General features: G+C 60.5%; 13 protein-coding genes and 1 pseudogene (1 of these 14 cut by a window edge). 8 read left to right on the top strand and 6 right to left on the bottom strand.

Annotation, left to right across the window (positions count from 1 at the left end; all coding sequences use genetic code 11):
* Window positions 1-3: 3 nt before the first annotated feature.
* From ubiG to QA644_RS17275, 3 genes and pseudogenes are all read right to left on the bottom strand, one after another.
* Window positions 4-750, bottom strand: a complete 747-nt coding sequence (gene ubiG / locus QA644_RS17285; RefSeq protein WP_239596726.1) for a bifunctional 2-polyprenyl-6-hydroxyphenol methylase/3-demethylubiquinol 3-O-methyltransferase UbiG — start codon at window positions 748-750, stop codon at window positions 4-6.
* A gap of 53 nt (window positions 751-803) precedes the next feature.
* Window positions 804-2,231, bottom strand: a complete 1,428-nt coding sequence (locus tag QA644_RS17280) for an amidase (protein ID WP_283069710.1) — start codon at window positions 2,229-2,231, stop codon at window positions 804-806.
* Window positions 2,232-2,310: 79 nt separating this feature from the next.
* Window positions 2,311-2,550: pseudogene (locus QA644_RS17275) on the bottom strand (isochorismatase family protein); the annotation flags it as partial.
* 159 nt (window positions 2,551-2,709) lie between these two features.
* On the opposite strand from QA644_RS17275, the gene QA644_RS17270 reads away from it, so the two are divergent.
* Window positions 2,710-3,210 carry a hypothetical protein gene (locus QA644_RS17270; protein ID WP_283069708.1) on the top strand — a complete coding sequence of 167 codons (501 nt, stop codon included), beginning with the start codon at window positions 2,710-2,712 and terminating at the stop codon, window positions 3,208-3,210.
* 12 nt (window positions 3,211-3,222) lie between these two features.
* Complete coding sequence (locus QA644_RS17265; RefSeq protein ID WP_039846247.1) at window positions 3,223-3,666, top strand: YetF domain-containing protein; 444 nt, start codon at window positions 3,223-3,225, stop codon at window positions 3,664-3,666.
* 34 nt (window positions 3,667-3,700) lie between these two features.
* Here QA644_RS17265 and QA644_RS17260 read toward each other — a convergent pair whose 3' ends face one another.
* Window positions 3,701-5,110: an adenylate/guanylate cyclase domain-containing protein gene (locus tag QA644_RS17260; protein ID WP_283069707.1), complete on the bottom strand. Its 1,410-nt coding sequence runs from the start codon at window positions 5,108-5,110 to the stop codon at window positions 3,701-3,703.
* Between the two features lie 271 nt (window positions 5,111-5,381).
* Here QA644_RS17260 and QA644_RS17255 point away from each other — a divergent pair, with 271 nt between their 5' ends.
* From QA644_RS17255 to QA644_RS17235, 5 genes are all read left to right on the top strand, one after another.
* Window positions 5,382-6,656 (top strand): aspartate kinase, encoded by a 1,275-nt coding sequence (locus QA644_RS17255; protein WP_074069801.1) that lies wholly within the window; start codon window positions 5,382-5,384, stop codon window positions 6,654-6,656.
* A gap of 87 nt (window positions 6,657-6,743) precedes the next feature.
* Complete coding sequence (ptsP, locus tag QA644_RS17250; RefSeq protein ID WP_074069800.1) at window positions 6,744-9,011, top strand: phosphoenolpyruvate--protein phosphotransferase; 2,268 nt, start codon at window positions 6,744-6,746, stop codon at window positions 9,009-9,011.
* Window positions 9,012-9,039: 28 nt separating this feature from the next.
* Window positions 9,040-10,119 carry a peptide chain release factor 1 gene (gene prfA / locus QA644_RS17245; RefSeq protein ID WP_283069706.1) on the top strand — a complete coding sequence of 360 codons (1,080 nt, stop codon included), beginning with the start codon at window positions 9,040-9,042 and terminating at the stop codon, window positions 10,117-10,119.
* Window positions 10,116-10,988 carry a peptide chain release factor N(5)-glutamine methyltransferase gene (gene prmC, locus QA644_RS17240; RefSeq protein WP_074069798.1) on the top strand — a complete coding sequence of 291 codons (873 nt, stop codon included), beginning with the start codon at window positions 10,116-10,118 and terminating at the stop codon, window positions 10,986-10,988. The genes prfA and prmC overlap by 4 nt, the downstream gene beginning before the upstream one ends.
* Before the next feature lie 340 nt (window positions 10,989-11,328).
* Complete coding sequence (locus QA644_RS17235) at window positions 11,329-12,003, top strand: DUF4167 domain-containing protein (protein ID WP_283069705.1); 675 nt, start codon at window positions 11,329-11,331, stop codon at window positions 12,001-12,003.
* Window positions 12,004-12,019: 16 nt separating this feature from the next.
* Here the strand turns inward: QA644_RS17235 and QA644_RS17230 are convergent, their stop codons facing one another.
* Window positions 12,020-12,616, bottom strand: a complete 597-nt coding sequence (locus QA644_RS17230) for a LysE family translocator (protein ID WP_283069704.1) — start codon at window positions 12,614-12,616, stop codon at window positions 12,020-12,022.
* Between the two features lie 283 nt (window positions 12,617-12,899).
* Here QA644_RS17230 and clpB point away from each other — a divergent pair, with 283 nt between their 5' ends.
* The gene (clpB, locus tag QA644_RS17225) at window positions 12,900-15,503 is read left to right on the top strand and encodes an ATP-dependent chaperone ClpB (protein ID WP_283069702.1); all 2,604 of its coding nucleotides are present in this window, start codon (window positions 12,900-12,902) and stop codon (window positions 15,501-15,503) included.
* A 52-nt stretch (window positions 15,504-15,555) separates the two neighbouring features.
* On the opposite strand, the gene QA644_RS17220 is transcribed toward clpB, so the two are convergent.
* Window positions 15,556-17,241, bottom strand: partial view of a M23 family metallopeptidase gene (locus QA644_RS17220; protein WP_074069794.1) — the 3' portion only. It continues 246 nt past the right edge of the window; 1,686 of the gene's 1,932 nt are visible here — the last part of the coding sequence; the start codon falls outside the window, past its right edge; it ends in the stop codon at window positions 15,556-15,558.

Genomic DNA, 17,241 nt, shown 5'->3' with positions numbered 1-17,241 from the left:
TCGCTATTCGGGCCGCTTCGCCAGCAGCATGTAGTTCACGTCCATATCCTTGGACAGGTTCCACTGGTTCGACAGCGGATTGAAGAAGACGCCGGTGCGCTCGATGATCGTCATGCCGCTCGCCGCAAGCGGCTTTTCCAGCTCTTCAGGGCGGACCAGCTTTTCATATTGATGCGTGCCGCGCGGCAGCCAGCGCAGGATGTTCTCGGCGGCGAAGATCGCGAGTGCGGCGGCCTTCATCGTGCGGTTGATGGTGGCGATGAACATCAGCCCGCCGGGGCGCACCATTCCGGCGCAGGTCGTCATGAAGAAATTAACGTCGGCGACATGTTCGACGACTTCCATGTTCAGCACGATATCGAAGGTCTCGCCGGCTTCCGCAAGCTGTTCGGCGGTGACTGCGCGGTAATCGACTGTGACGCCAGACGCTTGCGCGTGTGTCGAGGCAATGCCGATGTTCTTCTCCGAGGGATCGGCACCGACAACACTTGCGCCCATGCGGGCGACGGGTTCCGAAAGCAGGCCGCCGCCGCAGCCGATGTCAAGCACGCGCAGGCCTTCCAGCGGACGCGGGCTCTTTTGGTCACGGCCGAAGTTTTCGGCTGCCTTGTCGCGGATATAGGTGAGGCGCACCGGGTTGAACTTGTGCAGAGGTCTGAACTTGCCGGTCGGGCTCCACCATTCCGCCGCCATTGCGGAAAAGCGGTCCACCTCGCTCTGGTCGATCGTGCTTTTTGCCGCGTCGCTCATGACCCTGCTCCTTGCGTTCGTCGTGAGTGAAGTCGGACGATCAGCAGCATAAGTCAAGAGGAAGGAAAACGGGGAACGGCAAGACGCGCCTCGAGCGCCGCGCCTATCGCCAGGACGTCTTCGTCGGCAAAGCGGCGTCCGACGATCTGCAGCCCGACCGGCATGCCATTTGCTGCAGGACCGACCGGCAGTGAAAGCGCGGGCAGTTGCGGCAGCATGTTGAAAGGGCAGGTCATGTCGAGCCCGGCGAAACGGCCGTCCGGACAGGTCGCGACATAGTCGTCGTCAGTTTCGCTGGCGAGCGGAGCGGTGATGGCGCAGGTGGGGCAGAGCAGGGCGTCGTAGCTCTCGAAGAGCTTTGCCATATCGCGCCACATTGCGGTGCGCAGCAGTTCCACGCGCTTGTAGGCGGTGGCATTCATTGAAAAGCCGCGCTCGATGATCGCAACGACGGCGGAATCCATTTTCTCCCGGTATTCGGTAATTGTCCCGCCGAAGAAGCCAGACATGAAGACGCACCAGAGATCGAACCATTCATCGTTAACCGAGCGCGTCCAATGCATCGGGACTTCATCGACGGTGGCGCCGGCGCGACGCAATTCCTCGACAGCAACGCGTATCGCCTGCTCGACCTCGGGCTGGATGCGATAGTAACCGAGGTCCATTGAGAGTGCGAAACGCTTGCCTTCTAACTGGCCGTCTCGTGCCGCATGTGACATGAAGCCGATAGGCAGCGAAGAAATGTCCTCGTCGCTCGGACCGCAGGCCGCTTCCATGAAGGCGATGGCGTCTCCCACCGTGCGCGCCAGCGGACCGAAATGCGAGATGTTGTCGAAAACGCTTGGCAGGATCGTCATCGGAATTCGTCCGAGGCTCGGTTTCAGGCCGACCGTGCCGCAGAATGCGGACGGAATACGCACAGAGCCGCCCATATCCGTGCCCTCCGCGAAGGGCACGACGCCGGTCGCGACCGCAACGGCCGACCCACCGGAGGAGCCGCCGGAGGTGCGCTCCGGATCCCACGGGTTGCGGGTCACGCCCCAGCGCGGGCTTTCGGTGAAGCTCGCAAAGGCGAATTCCGGCGTTGTCGTTTTTCCCATCAAAATGGCACCCGCGGCTTGAAGACGGCGGATGCAGAGCGCTGTTTCGGCGGGCACCCAGTCGCCCTTTGTCCATGAGCCCAGCGTCGTCAGATCGCCTGCGGTCGGCGTCAGGTCCTTGGCGGCGAACGGTACACCGTGTAGTGGACCGGTTGCTTCGCCGCGGGCGGCGGCGCGATCCGCCTCGCGGGCCGCTTCGAGCGCCTGCTCCTCACGGAGGACGGTGAACGGATTCAGCGTTTCGCGCACCGCCTTGGCGCGGCGGATCGATTCCGCCACCACGTTTTCGGAGGCGAACCGGCCCTGGCAGATACCGCTTGCGATGTCCATTGCAGGAAGGTCCAGCGGATGTGGTGTGGCGGTTTCCAGTGGCTTACTCATCGTGGCTTCTGCCGGCGTGAAGGAGTGCGTGCGTTCTTATGCGGCTCTAGTTTCAACGGATATAGTGAAGCATCCTCGATCAACCACGTGCTTGCTGCAAAAAGTCATCCGTTGCCATCAGCTCGAGCTGAACGGAGAAGCGATTTCTCAGGAATTCCAGCGAGGCATCGGAGGTTTGGTCGTCGCTGCTGCAGGCAGCATCTTCGACAAGGATGACGCGGTAGCCGAGATCAATCGCTCCGAGTGTCGTCGCCATCACGCACACGTCGGTTTCGCCGCCTGCAATCACCAGTGTTTCGACTGGTTGCGCCTGAAGCACAGCCGCTGCATGTCGACACAGATATGGCACCAATTTCCGAGCGGTCCTCTGTTCATTGGAACCTCCGACCTTTTAACTCGGCATAGGTCGGGTTCCTTGAATTATTGAAACTCGTTGCGGCACGCGGCGTTATCTCGCAGGCGGATAAAGGCGGCGCAGATGACGAACAAAGGGACCGGCAGCGACTATTTGCCCGACGGCGTCACTGAACATCGGGACTTTCAACGGCGGGTCTGGATCGTTCAGCGTTTGGCCTGGTTTGTCTTCGGTCTTATCCTCGCGAGCTGCCTCGTCGGCGCGTTGGGAAACGGATATCTTTCCCGCGCCTTGGTGGAAACGCCGCAAGGAACGGTCGACTACCCAGCCATCTCGCGATGGAATGCGCCGGACGAGATTCATATTCGATTCGGACCCGGCGATGCGGATTGCGTCTTCACAGTCGATGCAGCGTTTCTGAAGGGCTTTTTCGTCGAGGGCATCGACCCGCCACCAAAGGCGGTGACGTCCAAAGCCGGCCTGATCCATTATCAGTTTCCCGGGGATCCAGGCATGCCGATCGATGTCAGGTTCCACCTGCACACCCAGTCGCCGGGCTTTCATCGCATTCGTCTCGGTATCGGCGATCACGTTTCGGCGCCGCTTGTCTTGATCCTTCCGTGAGGAGAACTCGATATGGAAAGCGTTATTCGCGGCCTTTCGATCTATTTTGCCCTCCTTGTCATCATACGTCTGTCGGGCCGCCGGACGCTCGCACAGATGACGCCGTTCGACCTCGTGATCCTGTTGGTGGTCTCCGAGACGACGCAGCAGGCGATGCTCGGCGACGATTTTTCGATAACCAATGCGATCGTGCTGATCTTGACCCTGTTTCTTGCGGATATCCTGCTCTCCTATCTCAAGAGCTGGTCACCGCTTGCGGGCAAGGTCATCGACGGCGTTCCGACCATTCTGATTGCGAATGGGGTTGCAGACCAGGAGGCCTTGCGCGGCTGCAGGCTGCAGATGGAAGACGTGCTCGAGGCCGCGCGCAATCAACAGGGTGTCGAAAGCGTCAAGGACATCCGCTTCGCTATCCTCGAGGTGAGCGGCGCCATCAGCATCATCAAAAATCAATGAGTGCTGAGCCGCCTTCGAAGGCCAGGAAGGTGGCTTATGGAATCGCAAAGATGCTGATTTCGTGGGCGATGCCACGAAGCGTGACTTTTTGCGACATCGGATTGAGGCCGCGATCCGTCAGAAGGCTGAAGGCGCGCGGGTCGCCCAACACCGAGCCGGTCGCGAAGATTTCGCGCGATGTGGCCAGATGCTGGACGCGCGAGGCGATGTTCACCGTCTGCCCGAAGTAATCCTGCCGTTCGTTCAGGTTCACCGCGATGCATGGTCCTTCGTGGATGCCGATCTTCAGAAGCAGATCTTCACTGCCGCGTTCCTGGTTGAGCTTGCGCATCGCCTCGCGCATTCGCATGGCCGCGATGACTGCCCGGTCGGGGGTCGGGAAAGTGGCCATCACCGCGTCGCCGATTGTTTTCACAACAGCACCCGCTTCCGCGCCAACGATGTCGTTGAGAATGCTAAAATGCGTTTTCACGAGGTCGAATGCCGCAAGGTCGCCTACTCTTTCGTAAAGCTCAGTCGAACCGCGGAGATCGGTGAAGAGGAAGGTCAAACTGGTGATCTTCAACCGCTGATCCACTTCTATCGTGTCGGTGCGGTAGATGTCGCGGAAGGTCTGGTTGGAGAGCAGGCGCTTGGCAGTCAGGAACGGGCGGCGGCGGCCGAGCAAACCATGCAGGGCCTCGTTCGCTATGCAAACAGATGGCAATGTGCGGACCTCGGTGTGGTTCTCCACCGAAATGCGCACCGGACCGGGCCTCAGCTCAAGGGGCTCGCTATGCCGGTGCGCGCGATCGAATACAAGCGAGAGGCTCTGCCGCTCCTTAGTTGGCTCGCCTTTGATATCCAGGAACTGCGCTGCGTGGGTGACCGGTTCGAAGATGATGACGAAATCCGCAGGCAGCTGCAGGGAAATGACGGCTTTCTCTCCCGGCGGCAGTTCGAGGGATTCAAGCACGAATTCGTCGACCTTCGCCTCAAAATCCTCCTCCGGCAGGTCGACACCTGAACTCCAATAGATCTGGCGGAAATACTCCAATGGCGGCAATTCGTGCGGATTGTGAGCGGCAATGCGGCGCACCCGCGGACTGACAGTGAAGGTAACTTCGACCATCTCGTCCAGCGTCGGCTCGTAGCCCGCCGCGCAAAGTGCGCAGTTATACTCGTCACTCTGGACGGTCCTCAGCGAGGTGTTGGCGTCGAGCACCCCGCCACAGCCGGGACACAGCACGTTCCATGACAGATCGAATATGCCGAGGCGGGACGCGTGCAGGAAGGCGTTGACCACCTGCTCTTCGTCGAGGTTCTCGCTGGCTGCGAAGGCAAGCGCATTGACACGGCAAAGCTTGCGGTCGGGGGCATCATGGACGAGCCGCTCCATAGTGTCGACGATTTCCGGCTGCGCCGACTGGCGCAGTTGTGCGAATAAAGACCGGGCCTCATTCATGATAAACATCTTACACCGAATCCGATGCGCGATAAGCGGATTTCCTCAAGGTGGATGAGATTGTCCCGCGGGTCTTTCCGTTTCAGTCGACGGCCACCTTGCCACCCCCATTCAAACTCGCTAAGAGACGCCGCAACTTGGGCCCTTGGGTGCAAGGCCTTAGAAGGGTTCCACAGACTGCTTATCCGACCCTTCGGCCATGCTGTTTTCAGGGCTCCGTCATGCCGGGTCTGGCTTTCGTCTCTCCCGGCGTTTGCTGTGGTAGAGGCTTATGGCACGCATCGTAATGAAATTCGGCGGAACGTCCGTCGCTGATCTGGACCGCATCAAGAACGTTGCCCGCCATGTGAAACGTGAAGTCGATGCCGGCCACGAGGTTGCGGTGGTGGTGTCGGCGATGTCCGGCAAGACTAACGAGCTGGTTGGCTGGGTGCAGGGGACGCCGAAGGTGGTCGGTGCCAATTCACCATTCTACGATGCGCGCGAGTATGACGCGGTCGTCGCTTCCGGTGAGCAGGTGACCTGCGGGTTGCTGGCGATCGCGCTGCAGGCCATGGACATCAATGCGCGCTCCTGGCAGGGCTGGCAGATTCCGATCCGCACCGACAATGCGCATGGCGCTGCCCGCATCCTTGAAATCGACGGTGCCGATATCATTAAGCGCATGGGCGAGGGTCAGGTTGCCGTCATCGCCGGCTTCCAGGGTCTCGGGCCGGACAATCGGATAGCGACGCTTGGCCGCGGCGGTTCGGATACGTCGGCGGTGGCGATCGCGGCTGCTGTCAAAGCCGATCGCTGCGATATCTATACCGATGTCGACGGCGTCTATACGACCGATCCGCGCATCGTGCCGCAGGCGCGTCGACTGAAGAAGATCGCTTTCGAGGAAATGCTCGAAATGGCCTCGCTCGGCGCCAAGGTGCTGCAGGTCCGCTCGGTCGAGCTTGCCATGGTACACAAGGTCCGTACCTTCGTGCGCTCCTCTTTCGAAGATCCCGATGCTCCGGGCATGGGTGATTTGTTGAATCCGCCCGGAACGCTGATTTGTGACGAGGATGAAATCGTGGAACAAGAAGTAGTCACCGGCATCGCCTATGCCAAGGATGAGGCTCAGATCTCGCTTCGCCGTCTTGCCGACCGGCCCGGCGTTTCCGCCGCGATCTTCGGCCCCCTCGCCGAGAGCCATATCAATGTCGACATGATCGTCCAGAATATTTCCGAGGACGGTTCAAAGACCGACATGACCTTCACCGTGCCTTCGGGCGACGTCGAGAAGGCGATCAAGGTGCTCGGCGAGAACAAGGAAAAGATCGGCTACGACGTCGTGCAGAACGAATCGGGCTTGGTCAAAGTTTCGGTCATCGGCATCGGCATGCGTTCGCATGCCGGTGTTGCCGCCACCGCTTTCAAGGCTCTTGCCGAGAAGGGCATCAACATCAAGGCGATCACGACCTCGGAAATCAAGATTTCCATCCTGATCGACGGTCCTTATGCGGAACTCGCTGTCAGGACTTTGCATTCCTGCTACGGTCTGGATAAGAATTGATTCCCAGCAGGCCTGCCGCATTTAAGTTGTGAAGTCACGCGGCGTCTGCCGGGTTACTTTGCTTTTGTTTTTGGAGCTTGAGACGCCATGAGAGACCTATCCGGCGGTCCGCGCGTGCTGCTCAAGCGGCTGCGCGAGTTGATGGCGGAGCCGCTGGAGCCGCAGGAGCGTCTCGACCGGATCGTTCGGCAGATCGCCAGCAACATGGTGGCGGAGGTTTGCTCCGTCTACGTGCTGCGCTCTGACGGCGTTCTCGAGCTTTATGCGACTGAGGGCCTGAAGAAAGAGGCCGTCCACCTGTCGCAATTGAAGATGGGGCAGGGCCTCGTCGGTACGATCGCCGCTTCGGCGCAGCCGCTCAACCTCTCCGATGCGCAGTCGCACCCCGCTTTCCGTTATCTCCCGGAGACCGGCGAAGAAATCTACCATTCCTTCCTCGGCGTGCCGATCCTACGCACCGGCCGTTCGCTCGGCGTTCTCGTCGTGCAGAACAAGGCGAGCCGCACCTACCGCGAGGAAGAGCTAGAAGCGCTCGAGACCACGGCGATGGTGCTCGCCGAGATGATCGCCACCGGCGAGCTCAAGAAGATCACGAAGCCCGGCCTTGAACTTGACCTGACGCGCTCCGTCACGATCAACGGCGATACCTACAACGAAGGCATCGGGCTCGGTTATGTCGTGCTGCACGAGCCGCGCATCGTCGTCACCAATCTTCTCAACGAAGATTCGGAGAAGGAAATCCGCAGGCTGGCGGAGGCGATGGGTTCGCTTCGGATTTCGATCGACGACTTGCTTTCGAGCCGCGACGTGTCGATGGAGGGCGAGCATCGCGAGGTACTGGAAACCTACCGCATGTTCGCACATGACCAGGGCTGGGTGCGGAAGCTCGAAGAGGCGATCCGCAACGGCCTGACGGCGGAAGCAGCGGTCGAAAAAGTCCAGAGCGACACCAAAGCGCGCATGATACGTCTGACGGATCCTTATCTGCGCGAGCGCATGCATGACTTCGAAGACTTGGCGAACCGCCTTTTGCGGCAACTGACTGGCTACAGCGGCCACACGTCGGGTGATGGTTTCCCGAGTGATGCGATCATCCTCGCGCGCGCCATGGGTGCCGCCGAACTGCTCGACTACCCGCGCGCCAATGTGCGCGGCTTGGTGCTCGAGGAGGGTGCCGTCACCAGTCACGTCGTCATCGTCGCCCGGGCCATGGGCATTCCGGTGATCGGCCAGGCGGCAGGCGTTGTCGCGCTTGCCGAAAACGGCGATGCCGTGATCATCGATGGCGACGGCGGCCATGTGCATCTGAGGCCGTTGCCGGAGCATCAGAGGTCTTACGAGGAAAAAGTCCGGTTCCGCGCGCGCCGGCAGGAGCAATTCCGGGCGCTGCGCTCCGTTGAGCCGCTGACGAGGGACGGGCAGCGGATTTCGCTGCTGATGAATGCCGGGCTTCTGGTCGATCTGCCGCAACTTGCGGAATCGGGTGCCGAAGGTATCGGTCTCTTCCGCACCGAGCTGCAGTTCATGATCGCTTCGACGATGCCGAAGGCCGACGAGCAGGAAATCTTCTATCGCAACGTGCTGAAGCAGGCGGCCGGCCGCGTCGTTACCTTCCGCACGCTCGATATCGGCGGCGATAAGGTTGTGCCCTATTTCCGCGGCCACGAGGAGGAGAATCCGGCACTCGGCTGGCGTGCCATTCGCTTGTCGCTCGACCGTCCGGGGCTCTTGCGCACGCAGCTTCGCGCCATGCTGAAGGCGGCGGCCGGGGCCGAGCTGAAGCTCATGGTGCCGATGGTGACCGAGGTTTCCGAGATCGCGGCCGTTCGCGAGCTTCTGCAGAAGGAAGTGCAGCACCTCTCCCGCTTCGGCCACGGCCTGCCGCGCAAGCTGCAGTTCGGTGCGATGCTGGAGGTGCCGGCACTACTCTGGCAGCTCGACGAACTGATGGCGGCTGTCGATTTCGTCTCGGTCGGCTCCAATGACCTCTTCCAGTTCGCTATGGCGGTGGATCGCGGCAATGCGCGCGTTTCCGACCGCTTCGATACGCTGGGCAGGCCGTTCCTCAGGCTCTTGCGCGACATCGTGCGAGCCGGTGAGCGCAACAATACGCCGGTGACATTGTGCGGCGAGCTTGCCGGCAAGCCGATCTCGGCGATGGCGCTGCTTGGTCTCGGCTTCCGCTCGGTGTCGATGTCGCCGGCCTCGATCGGGCCGGTAAAGGCAATGCTGCTCGGTCTCGATGCCGCGGCGCTGGCGAAGGTCATGAACGAGGCGTTGGACGATATCCACGCGACGACCCCGATGCGCGAGGTGCTTGCCCACTTCGCCGAGAGCCACAATATTCCCCTTTAGCAAATTATAAGAAGAATCGGAGCGAAGGGTGGCGAAGCTTCCCGTTGAAAAGATGCGCGAGCTGGAACGCCGCTTCGGCGAAATTGAAGCGCGGATGTCGGCCGGCCCGTCGGCGGACGTCTACGTGAAGCTCGCCTCCGAATATTCCGAGCTGCAGCCCGTCGTCACCAAGATCCGCGCCTATGAAAAGGCTGAAGCCGAGCTTTCCGATCTCGAAGCGTTGCTTGAAGACAGGTCCGTCGACCGTGAGATGCGCGATCTCGCGGAGCAGGAATTGCCGGATGTGAAGGAGCGCATCGAGGCGCTGGAGCAGGAAATCCAGATCCTGCTGCTGCCGAAGGATGCCGCAGACGAAAAGAGCGCGATCCTTGAAATCCGCGCGGGTACGGGAGGCTCGGAGGCCGCACTCTTCGCAGGTGATCTTTTTCGTATGTATGAGCGTTTCGCCGCGGCGAATGGCTGGAAGGTCGAAATCCTTTCCGCAAGCGAGGGCGAAGCCGGCGGCTACAAGGAAATTATCGCCACGATCACCGGCAAGGGCGTCTTCGCCAAGCTGAAGTTCGAGTCCGGCGTGCATCGTGTGCAGCGCGTGCCCGAAACGGAAGCGGGTGGGCGCATTCATACGTCGGCAGCAACGGTCGCCGTGCTGCCGGAAGCCGAAGAAATCGACGTTGAGATCCGGCCGGAAGACATTCGTATTGATACGATGCGATCGTCCGGCGCAGGCGGCCAGCACGTCAACACCACGGATTCCGCGGTCCGTATCACGCATCTGCCGACGGGCATCGTCGTCACCAGTTCGGAAAAGTCACAGCACCAGAATCGCGCCAAGGCGATGCAGGTACTGCGTTCGAGGCTCTATGATGCCGAACGGCAAAGGGCCGATAGCGAACGTTCCGCCGAGCGCAAGAGCCAGGTCGGCTCCGGCGACCGCTCGGAGCGGATACGCACCTACAATTACCCGCAGGGCCGCATTACCGATCACCGCATCAATCTGACGCTCTACAAGCTGGACCGGATGATGGAAGGCGAGATCAATGAAGTGGTGGACGCCCTGCTTGCCGATTATCAGGCAAGCCAACTGGCTCAGCTTGGCGAGCAGCAATGACCGGAGCGCGGCCGACGGTTTCTGAAGTTCTCGCCGAAGTCCGCCGCCGCTTCACCGAAGCCGGTATCGCCGATCCCGCAACGGATGCAAGACTGCTCGTCGCCGGATTGCTGAAGTTCTCCTCGAGCGAAATGCTATCACGCGGTAATGAGCCCGTCGCTGCCGATAAAGAGGCGCTGATCCCGGCGGCTGTGGAACGACGGCTAGCGCATGAGCCGGTCCACCGTATTCTCGGCGAGCGGGAATTTTACGGTCTGCCGCTTTCGCTTTCCGCCGAGACGCTCGAGCCGCGGCCAGACACGGAAATTCTCGTCGATACGATGCTTCCTTATTTAAGAACCCTTGCAAAGACGGAGGAACATCTCCATATCCTTGATCTAGGAACCGGAACCGGGGCAATATGCCTTGCGCTTTTGAGCGAATTTCCGGGAGCGTCGGGTATCGGAAGCGATGTATCTGCAGATGCCCTCAGGACGGCTGAATCAAACGCTGCAAGAAACGGATTGAAGGAACGGTTTGAGACTGTGCAATCAAGTTGGTTTCAAAACATTCACGGTACGTTTCACGCAATCGTCTCAAATCCGCCCTATATTGCTTCCAATGTCATCGACAATCTCGCTCCTGAAGTGACGAAATTTGATCCGGCGGCAGCTCTGGATGGTGGCCCCGATGGGCTTGACGCATATAAAGCGATAGCCAAGGATGCTGCCAGGTTCATGCAGCCAAACGGCGTCATAGGACTGGAAATCGGCTACGACCAGCGCAATCACGTGACGGCGGTCTTCGAGGCCGCAGGTTTCAAATGCGTCGAATCCGCAAAGGATTATGGCCAGAATGACCGGGTGCTCGTGTTCGCACCCATCGCTTGAGCGACAAATTGCAGCATTGAACAGGACATTACTGCTATTGCGAAGAAAAGGCTTGGATTTCCCGGGGAAGCGATATAGGTTGCCCTCACGCGTTGGGCAGTCAAGAAGGAACGTCGATTCGTTCGGTACTTGGTCGGCCTCGGGGGTCCACTCTTTTAAACGAGAGTTTCAAAGGTTGAACACGACCCAATGCGTGAATCAGTCAATATGACTTGAGAACAAGCGGCAGGTCGGCGCGAAGGCGCATTATGCTTGCGGCACGAAGGCCCTGAGCCGGTTTACCGGCCACGGCGGTTGGTGCCATAACTCCACACAAACAGAGAATTCAGGTGAACGATCTATGAGGCCAGGACAGCAGAACAAGCGCGGTCGAGGGCGTGGCAGTAACAATAACGGCGGCGGAAATAACAACAACAATTTCAACCGCAAGGGTGGCAATCCGCTGACGCGGACCTACGACAGCTCCGGCCCCGACGTGAAGATCCGCGGTACGGCTCAGCATATTGCTGAAAAATATTCGCAGCTTGCCCGCGATGCCCAGAGCTCCGGTGACCGCGTCATAGCCGAGAACTACCTGCAGCACGCAGAGCACTATTACCGCATCATTGCGGCCGCCCAGACGCAGATGCAGGAACGTTTCCAGCGCGACGATCGGAACGAATATACCGACCGCGAAGGTGGCGAGCGCGATGGCGACGAACTTGATACGGTAGACGGCGATGATGCCGTCGTCGTTCAGCCGCCGCGCGAGCAGCATCGTCGCGAACAGCGCGCAGAAGCTCCCGCTTCTCTACCGGCCCCGGCCCAGGATACCAACGACGGAACCGGCCCTCAGCCGGAAATCGAAGGCATTCCGGCCGAAGTCTCCATGGAGGAAGAAGGCGGCCCGCAGCGCGAACGCCAGCCGCGCCGCCGTAACGCCAGCAACCGCCCGCGCCGTCCGCGCCGCGCCGAAGGCGAAGGCGAGGCTGCTTCCGCCGAAGCACCGGCTCTGGTCGAAGCGGCTACGGAATAAGGCTGCCGTCTCCGGCTCACACGAATATTGTCGCGACAGAGCCGGCGAGTATGATTGCCATCACGATATTGAAGGCGCGCGCAATGCGCGCGTCTTGAAGCAGTTTCTGCATCAATGCGCCAGCCATTAACCAGGCGAGACCGCTTGGGAAAGCTGCCACAAAAAAAAGGACTGCGAAGGTTGCGGCCAAGCCGAAAGCGCTTCCTGGAGATGCGCCGGAGTAGGCGGCAATCCCACTCACGGCAACCAGCCAGCCCTTCGGATTCATCCATTGAAACGCCGCCGCTTGCAGAAAGCCCACGGCTTTCGTGTCGCCTTTCGCCTGCGTCACGTCCGCGGTCGCGATCTTCCAGGCCAGCCAAAACAGAAACGCAGCGCCGATCAGATTCATGATCGTTAGCGTAAGCGGATAAAGCAGAAACAACTGCGCAAGGCCGAGGCCGGCACAGAAGGATAGCGACGACATTCCCAAGGCAGCACCGAGCACGCATGGCAGGCCGCGTGTCAAACCCACGAGTGAGCCGGTCGCCATGATCATGACGTTGCTGGGGCCGGGCGTGATGGCGCCGACGACTGAAAAGGTCAGAAATGCAATCGTTTGCTCGAGGGTCATCAAGGCTCTGCTGTTTAGGAAGCTGCAACGCATACCAGCAGCGCTACAATCGGGTCTTGAAGGTTCGTGCCATCAGGCCGCGCCGCGCGTTCGCGGAGGATTCTTCGGCCCGCGTTTCGTGGCTCCGGGCTCTTTAAACTCGCGAAAATCCATCCCATATTCCTCCTCGAATGCTTCGTCCAATTTCCAAAAAGGATGAAGCAACGGCTCGCCTTTTGAGGGAGCTCAATCTCAATCATCGGTCTGTGCCTTATAAGGGCAGGGCGATCCATGGAGGTAGAATATGAATATCGAAAAGTATTCCGAGCGGGTTCGCGGTTTCGTTCAGTCCGCCCAAACCTATGCCTTGGCGCAGGGTCACCAGCAATTCACGCCGGAACATGTCCTCAAGGTCCTGCTTGACGACGATCAAGGCATGGCCGCTTCGCTGATCGAACGCGCCGGCGGCGATGCCAAGGCCGCGCGGCTTGCAAACGATGCAGCGCTTGCAAAGCTGCCGAAGGTTTCCGGCGGCAACGGCAACATCTATCTCGCCCAGCCGCTCGCTAGAGTTTTTTCCACGGCTGAAGAGGCCGCCAAGAAAGCCGGCGACAGCTTCGTCACGGTCGAGCGGTTGCTGCAGGCCTTGGCGATTGAGACTTCCGCTTCGACCTCAGCGACGCTGAAGAATGCTGGCGTGACGGCGCAGAGCCTCAATCAGGTTATCAACGATATTCGAAAAGGGCGCACGGCCGACTCCGCTAATGCGGAACAAGGCTTCGATTCCCTGAAGAAATACGCCCGCGATCTGACCGGCGAGGCCCGCGAGGGCAAGCTCGATCCGGTGATCGGCCGCGATGACGAAATCCGCCGTACCATTCAGGTCCTCTCCCGCCGCACCAAGAATAACCCGGTGCTGATCGGCGAGCCCGGCGTCGGCAAGACGGCAATCGTCGAGGGACTGGCACTACGCATCGTCAACGGCGACGTGCCGGAGTCTCTCAAGGACAAGAAGCTGATGGCGCTCGACATGGGCGCGCTGATTGCTGGTGCGAAGTATCGCGGCGAATTCGAAGAACGGCTGAAGGCCGTGCTCAACGAAGTGCAGTCGGAAAACGGCGAGATCATCCTTTTCATCGACGAAATGCACACGCTCGTCGGCGCCGGCAAGGCGGATGGAGCGATGGATGCTTCCAACCTTCTGAAGCCAGCGCTTGCGCGCGGCGAGTTGCACTGCGTCGGTGCCACCACGCTCGACGAGTACCGCAAGCATGTCGAGAAGGACGCAGCACTCGCCCGCCGGTTCCAGCCCGTCATGGTCGATGAACCGACGGTCGAGGACACGATCTCGATCCTTCGCGGCCTCAAGGAAAAATACGAGCAGCACCACAAGGTTCGCATTTCGGACTCGTCGCTGGTGGCGGCTGCGACGCTGTCGAACCGCTATATCACCGATCGTTTCCTGCCCGACAAGGCGATCGACCTGATGGACGAGGCGGCCGCGCGGTTGCGCATGCAGGTGGATTCGAAGCCCGAAGAGCTCGACGAGTTAGATCGCCGCATCATGCAGCTGAAAATCGAGCGTGAAGCGCTAAAGAAGGAAACGGATGCGGCCTCCGCCGACCGTCTGACGCGGCTCGATGCCGAACTGACGGACCTGGAGGAGAAGGCCAACGCTCTGACGGCCCGCTGGCAATCGGAAAAGCAGAAGCTCGGTCTTGCCGCCGATCTCAAGAAGGAGCTCGACGACGCCCGCAACGAACTGGCAATTGCCCAGCGCAAGGGTGAATTCCAGCGCGCCGGCGAATTGACCTATGGCGTCATTCCGGAGCTGGAGAAGCAACTGGCCGATGCGGAAAGCCAGGATGGCGACCGCAGCGCCATGGTGCAGGAGGTCGTGACGCCGGACAATGTCGCCCATGTCGTTTCCCGCTGGACCGGCATTCCGGTCGACAAGATGCTGGAAGGCGAGCGCGAGAAGCTGCTCAGGATGGAAGACGAACTGGCGACTTCGGTCATCGGCCAGGGCGATGCGGTGCAAGCCGTATCGCGTGCCGTTCGCCGCGCGCGCGCCGGGCTGCAGGACCCCAACCGGCCGATCGGCTCATTCATCTTCCTGGGCCCGACCGGCGTCGGCAAGACGGAGCTTACCAAGGCGCTCGCCCGCTTCCTCTTCGACGACGAGACGGCGATGGTGCGCATGGACATGTCGGAATACATGGAAAAACACTCCGTGGCCCGGCTGATCGGCGCCCCTCCCGGCTATGTCGGCTACGAGGAAGGTGGCGCATTGACGGAAGCTGTCCGCCGCCGGCCTTATCAGGTCGTGCTCTTCGACGAGATCGAGAAGGCGCATCACGACGTCTTCAACATCCTGCTGCAGGTGCTGGATGAGGGGCGCCTGACGGACGGCCAGGGCCGCACGGTCGACTTCCGCAATACGATAATCATCATGACCTCGAACCTCGGTGCCGAATTCCTCACCCAACTGGGCGAGGGCCAGGACAGCGACACGGTTCGCGAGCAGGTGATGGAGGTCGTGCGCGCCAATTTCCGGCCGGAATTCCTGAACCGCGTCGACGAGATCATCCTCTTCCATCGCCTGAAGCGCGATGAGATGGGCGCGATTGTCGATATCCAGCTGAAACGGCTGGTGGCGTTGCTGGCCGAGCGCAAGATCACGATCGAGCTCGATGACGATGCCCGCAGTTGGCTTGCCAACAAAGGCTACGATCCGGTCTATGGCGCGCGGCCATTGAAGCGGGTGATCCAGAAATATGTCCAAGATCCGCTCGCCGAGCAGATTCTCTCCGGCCAGGTGCCGGACGGATCGACGGTGAAGGTCACCAACGGTTCCGACCGCTTGTTGTTCCGCCCGCGCAATTCCGCCGTCAGCGAAGCAGCGTAAAAGACCGGCATCCGGGAAAGCTAATGGCGGCTCCGGCCGCCATTTTTTTGGACTACTTGCTGGCGATCTGATCGACCGGCTGGTTATTCAGGAGCGTATCGATGCGCTTGCGCTCGTCCTGGAATTTAGCCAGTGCTTCGCCGGCCAGCGACTTGCCGCCCGGCAGGCGGATGCGGAGCGGATCGACCTTGGTACCGTTGACGATCATCTCGTAGTGCAGATGCGGTCCGGTGGATTCGCCGGTGGTGCCTACCCAGCCGATCACCTGGCCCTGGCGAACTTTGGCTCCGGGCACGATGCCTTTGGCAATGGCGCTCTGGTGGTTGTAGGAGGACTCGTATCCATTGGCGTGACGGACGATCGTCTGATTGCCATAGCCGCCAGAATCCCAGCCGGCCTTCTCGACCGTGCCATTGCCGGTCGCGATGATCGGCGTACCGCGGGGAGCGGCCCAGTCGACGCCCGTATGCATGCGGGCAAAACCCAGGATCGGGTGGCGTCGCATGCCGAAACCGGACTTGAAAATGCCGTTCGGCACCGGGTTGCGCAGCAAGAACTGACGGATGCTCTTGCCGTCCTGATCGAAGTAATCGACGTTTCCGTCCGCATCCTGGAAGCGGTAGAAGCGTGTCACCGTATCGCCAAAACGGGCATTGACGTAAAGCAGTTCGGAATTCGGCGTCGCGCGGCCGCTCGAATCGGCGACAGAGAAAAAGGCCTCGAGGAAATCGGTCGCCCTCAATTGCGCCTGGAAGTCAACGTTTGCCGCAAGCAGCTTGATGATCAGCGCCGTCATATCCTTGGTCATGCCGTAGGAAAGAGCGGCGCGATAAATGCCGTCATAAACGCGCGGCAGGTTCTGGCCAGCGGGAACCGATAGCGAATTGTCATCGAAGGCAGTCGCGATCGCGTCAAGCCTAGGCGGTTCACTTGCCTCAACGAAGCGGCTCTTGTCATCGAGAGCGATCGTGACGAGATGACGCGTGCCACGATAGACGCTGGCGCGGATGAGTTTGGCCTGTTCGCCCTTCTGGATGATGCCGACACGCAGGACGTCGCCCTTGGCAAGCTCGTCGCTGCCGAGTGGCGGCGCGAGGTTGGCAGAGAGCATCTTCGCCTGCGGCTCGGGATAGCCGGAATCCATCAGCGCCTTGACGATGGTGACATCCTGGCGGGCCGGCACGATGTCGTCGGCAAATTCCTCGGTCTGCGGCGTGATCGATTCCGGCGCAGACACCGTCATGTTCTGCTCGAGAACGCGGGCCGACAGGCCTGATGTCAGATCGACATCGTTGTCCTCGTTCGAAAAGCGCTGAGGGTCGACATAGTAGAGCGCCGCGACTTGAGTGGCTCCGTCAGTCAGCGCCGAACCGTTCGAGCGGACGTTCTCCTCGACTTCGTCCAGAGTCATGCCTGGCGCCGCCTGAAAGTCGCTCTTTCCGGTTGGGAAGGGAACGGTCTTGAGGCTGACCTCGGATTCAACGTCCGAGCCGTAAATCGCGCCGGTGCGTGCGGCCGGTGCGGGCTGCGCCTCATCGGCTGCGAAGATCGCAAGCGCGTCGAAATCCGGATAATCCTCGGTCGCCACGTGATTGGCGGCGAGCCGCATCTTTACATGCGAGAAGGGCTGGCGGCGCACGATTTCCTTGTCACCGTCATGGACGACCGTCGACACTTCCATGATCGCCCGGTCCGAAGGTCTGGCGGCGATCGCGGGGGCGATCAGCCGTCCGCCACG

This window comes from Rhizobium sp. CC1099 (assembly GCF_029714385.1).
In the GTDB taxonomy this organism is placed as follows: domain Bacteria; phylum Pseudomonadota; class Alphaproteobacteria; order Rhizobiales; family Rhizobiaceae; genus Rhizobium.
This window is presented reverse-complemented; position numbering and strand designations above follow the sequence as displayed.

What these genes read in the sequence shown, in the direction of transcription:
- QA644_RS17270 (WP_283069708.1), top strand. Translation starts at nt 2,710, where the DNA reads ATGACGAACAAAGGGACCGGCAGCGACTATTTGCCCGACGGCGTCACT.
- QA644_RS17235 (WP_283069705.1), top strand. Translation starts at nt 11,329, where the DNA reads ATGAGGCCAGGACAGCAGAACAAGCGCGGTCGAGGGCGTGGCAGTAAC.
- ubiG (WP_239596726.1), bottom strand. Translation starts at nt 750, where the DNA reads ATGAGCGACGCGGCAAAAAGCACGATCGACCAGAGCGAGGTGGACCGC.
- clpB (WP_283069702.1), top strand. Translation starts at nt 12,900, where the DNA reads ATGAATATCGAAAAGTATTCCGAGCGGGTTCGCGGTTTCGTTCAGTCC.
- QA644_RS17265 (WP_039846247.1), top strand. Translation starts at nt 3,223, where the DNA reads ATGGAAAGCGTTATTCGCGGCCTTTCGATCTATTTTGCCCTCCTTGTC.
- QA644_RS17260 (WP_283069707.1), bottom strand. Translation starts at nt 5,110, where the DNA reads ATGAATGAGGCCCGGTCTTTATTCGCACAACTGCGCCAGTCGGCGCAG.
- prmC (WP_074069798.1), top strand. Translation starts at nt 10,116, where the DNA reads ATGACCGGAGCGCGGCCGACGGTTTCTGAAGTTCTCGCCGAAGTCCGC.
- QA644_RS17255 (WP_074069801.1), top strand. Translation starts at nt 5,382, where the DNA reads ATGGCACGCATCGTAATGAAATTCGGCGGAACGTCCGTCGCTGATCTG.
- QA644_RS17230 (WP_283069704.1), bottom strand. Translation starts at nt 12,616, where the DNA reads ATGACCCTCGAGCAAACGATTGCATTTCTGACCTTTTCAGTCGTCGGC.
- ptsP (WP_074069800.1), top strand. Translation starts at nt 6,744, where the DNA reads ATGAGAGACCTATCCGGCGGTCCGCGCGTGCTGCTCAAGCGGCTGCGC.
- QA644_RS17280 (WP_283069710.1), bottom strand. Translation starts at nt 2,231, where the DNA reads ATGAGTAAGCCACTGGAAACCGCCACACCACATCCGCTGGACCTTCCT.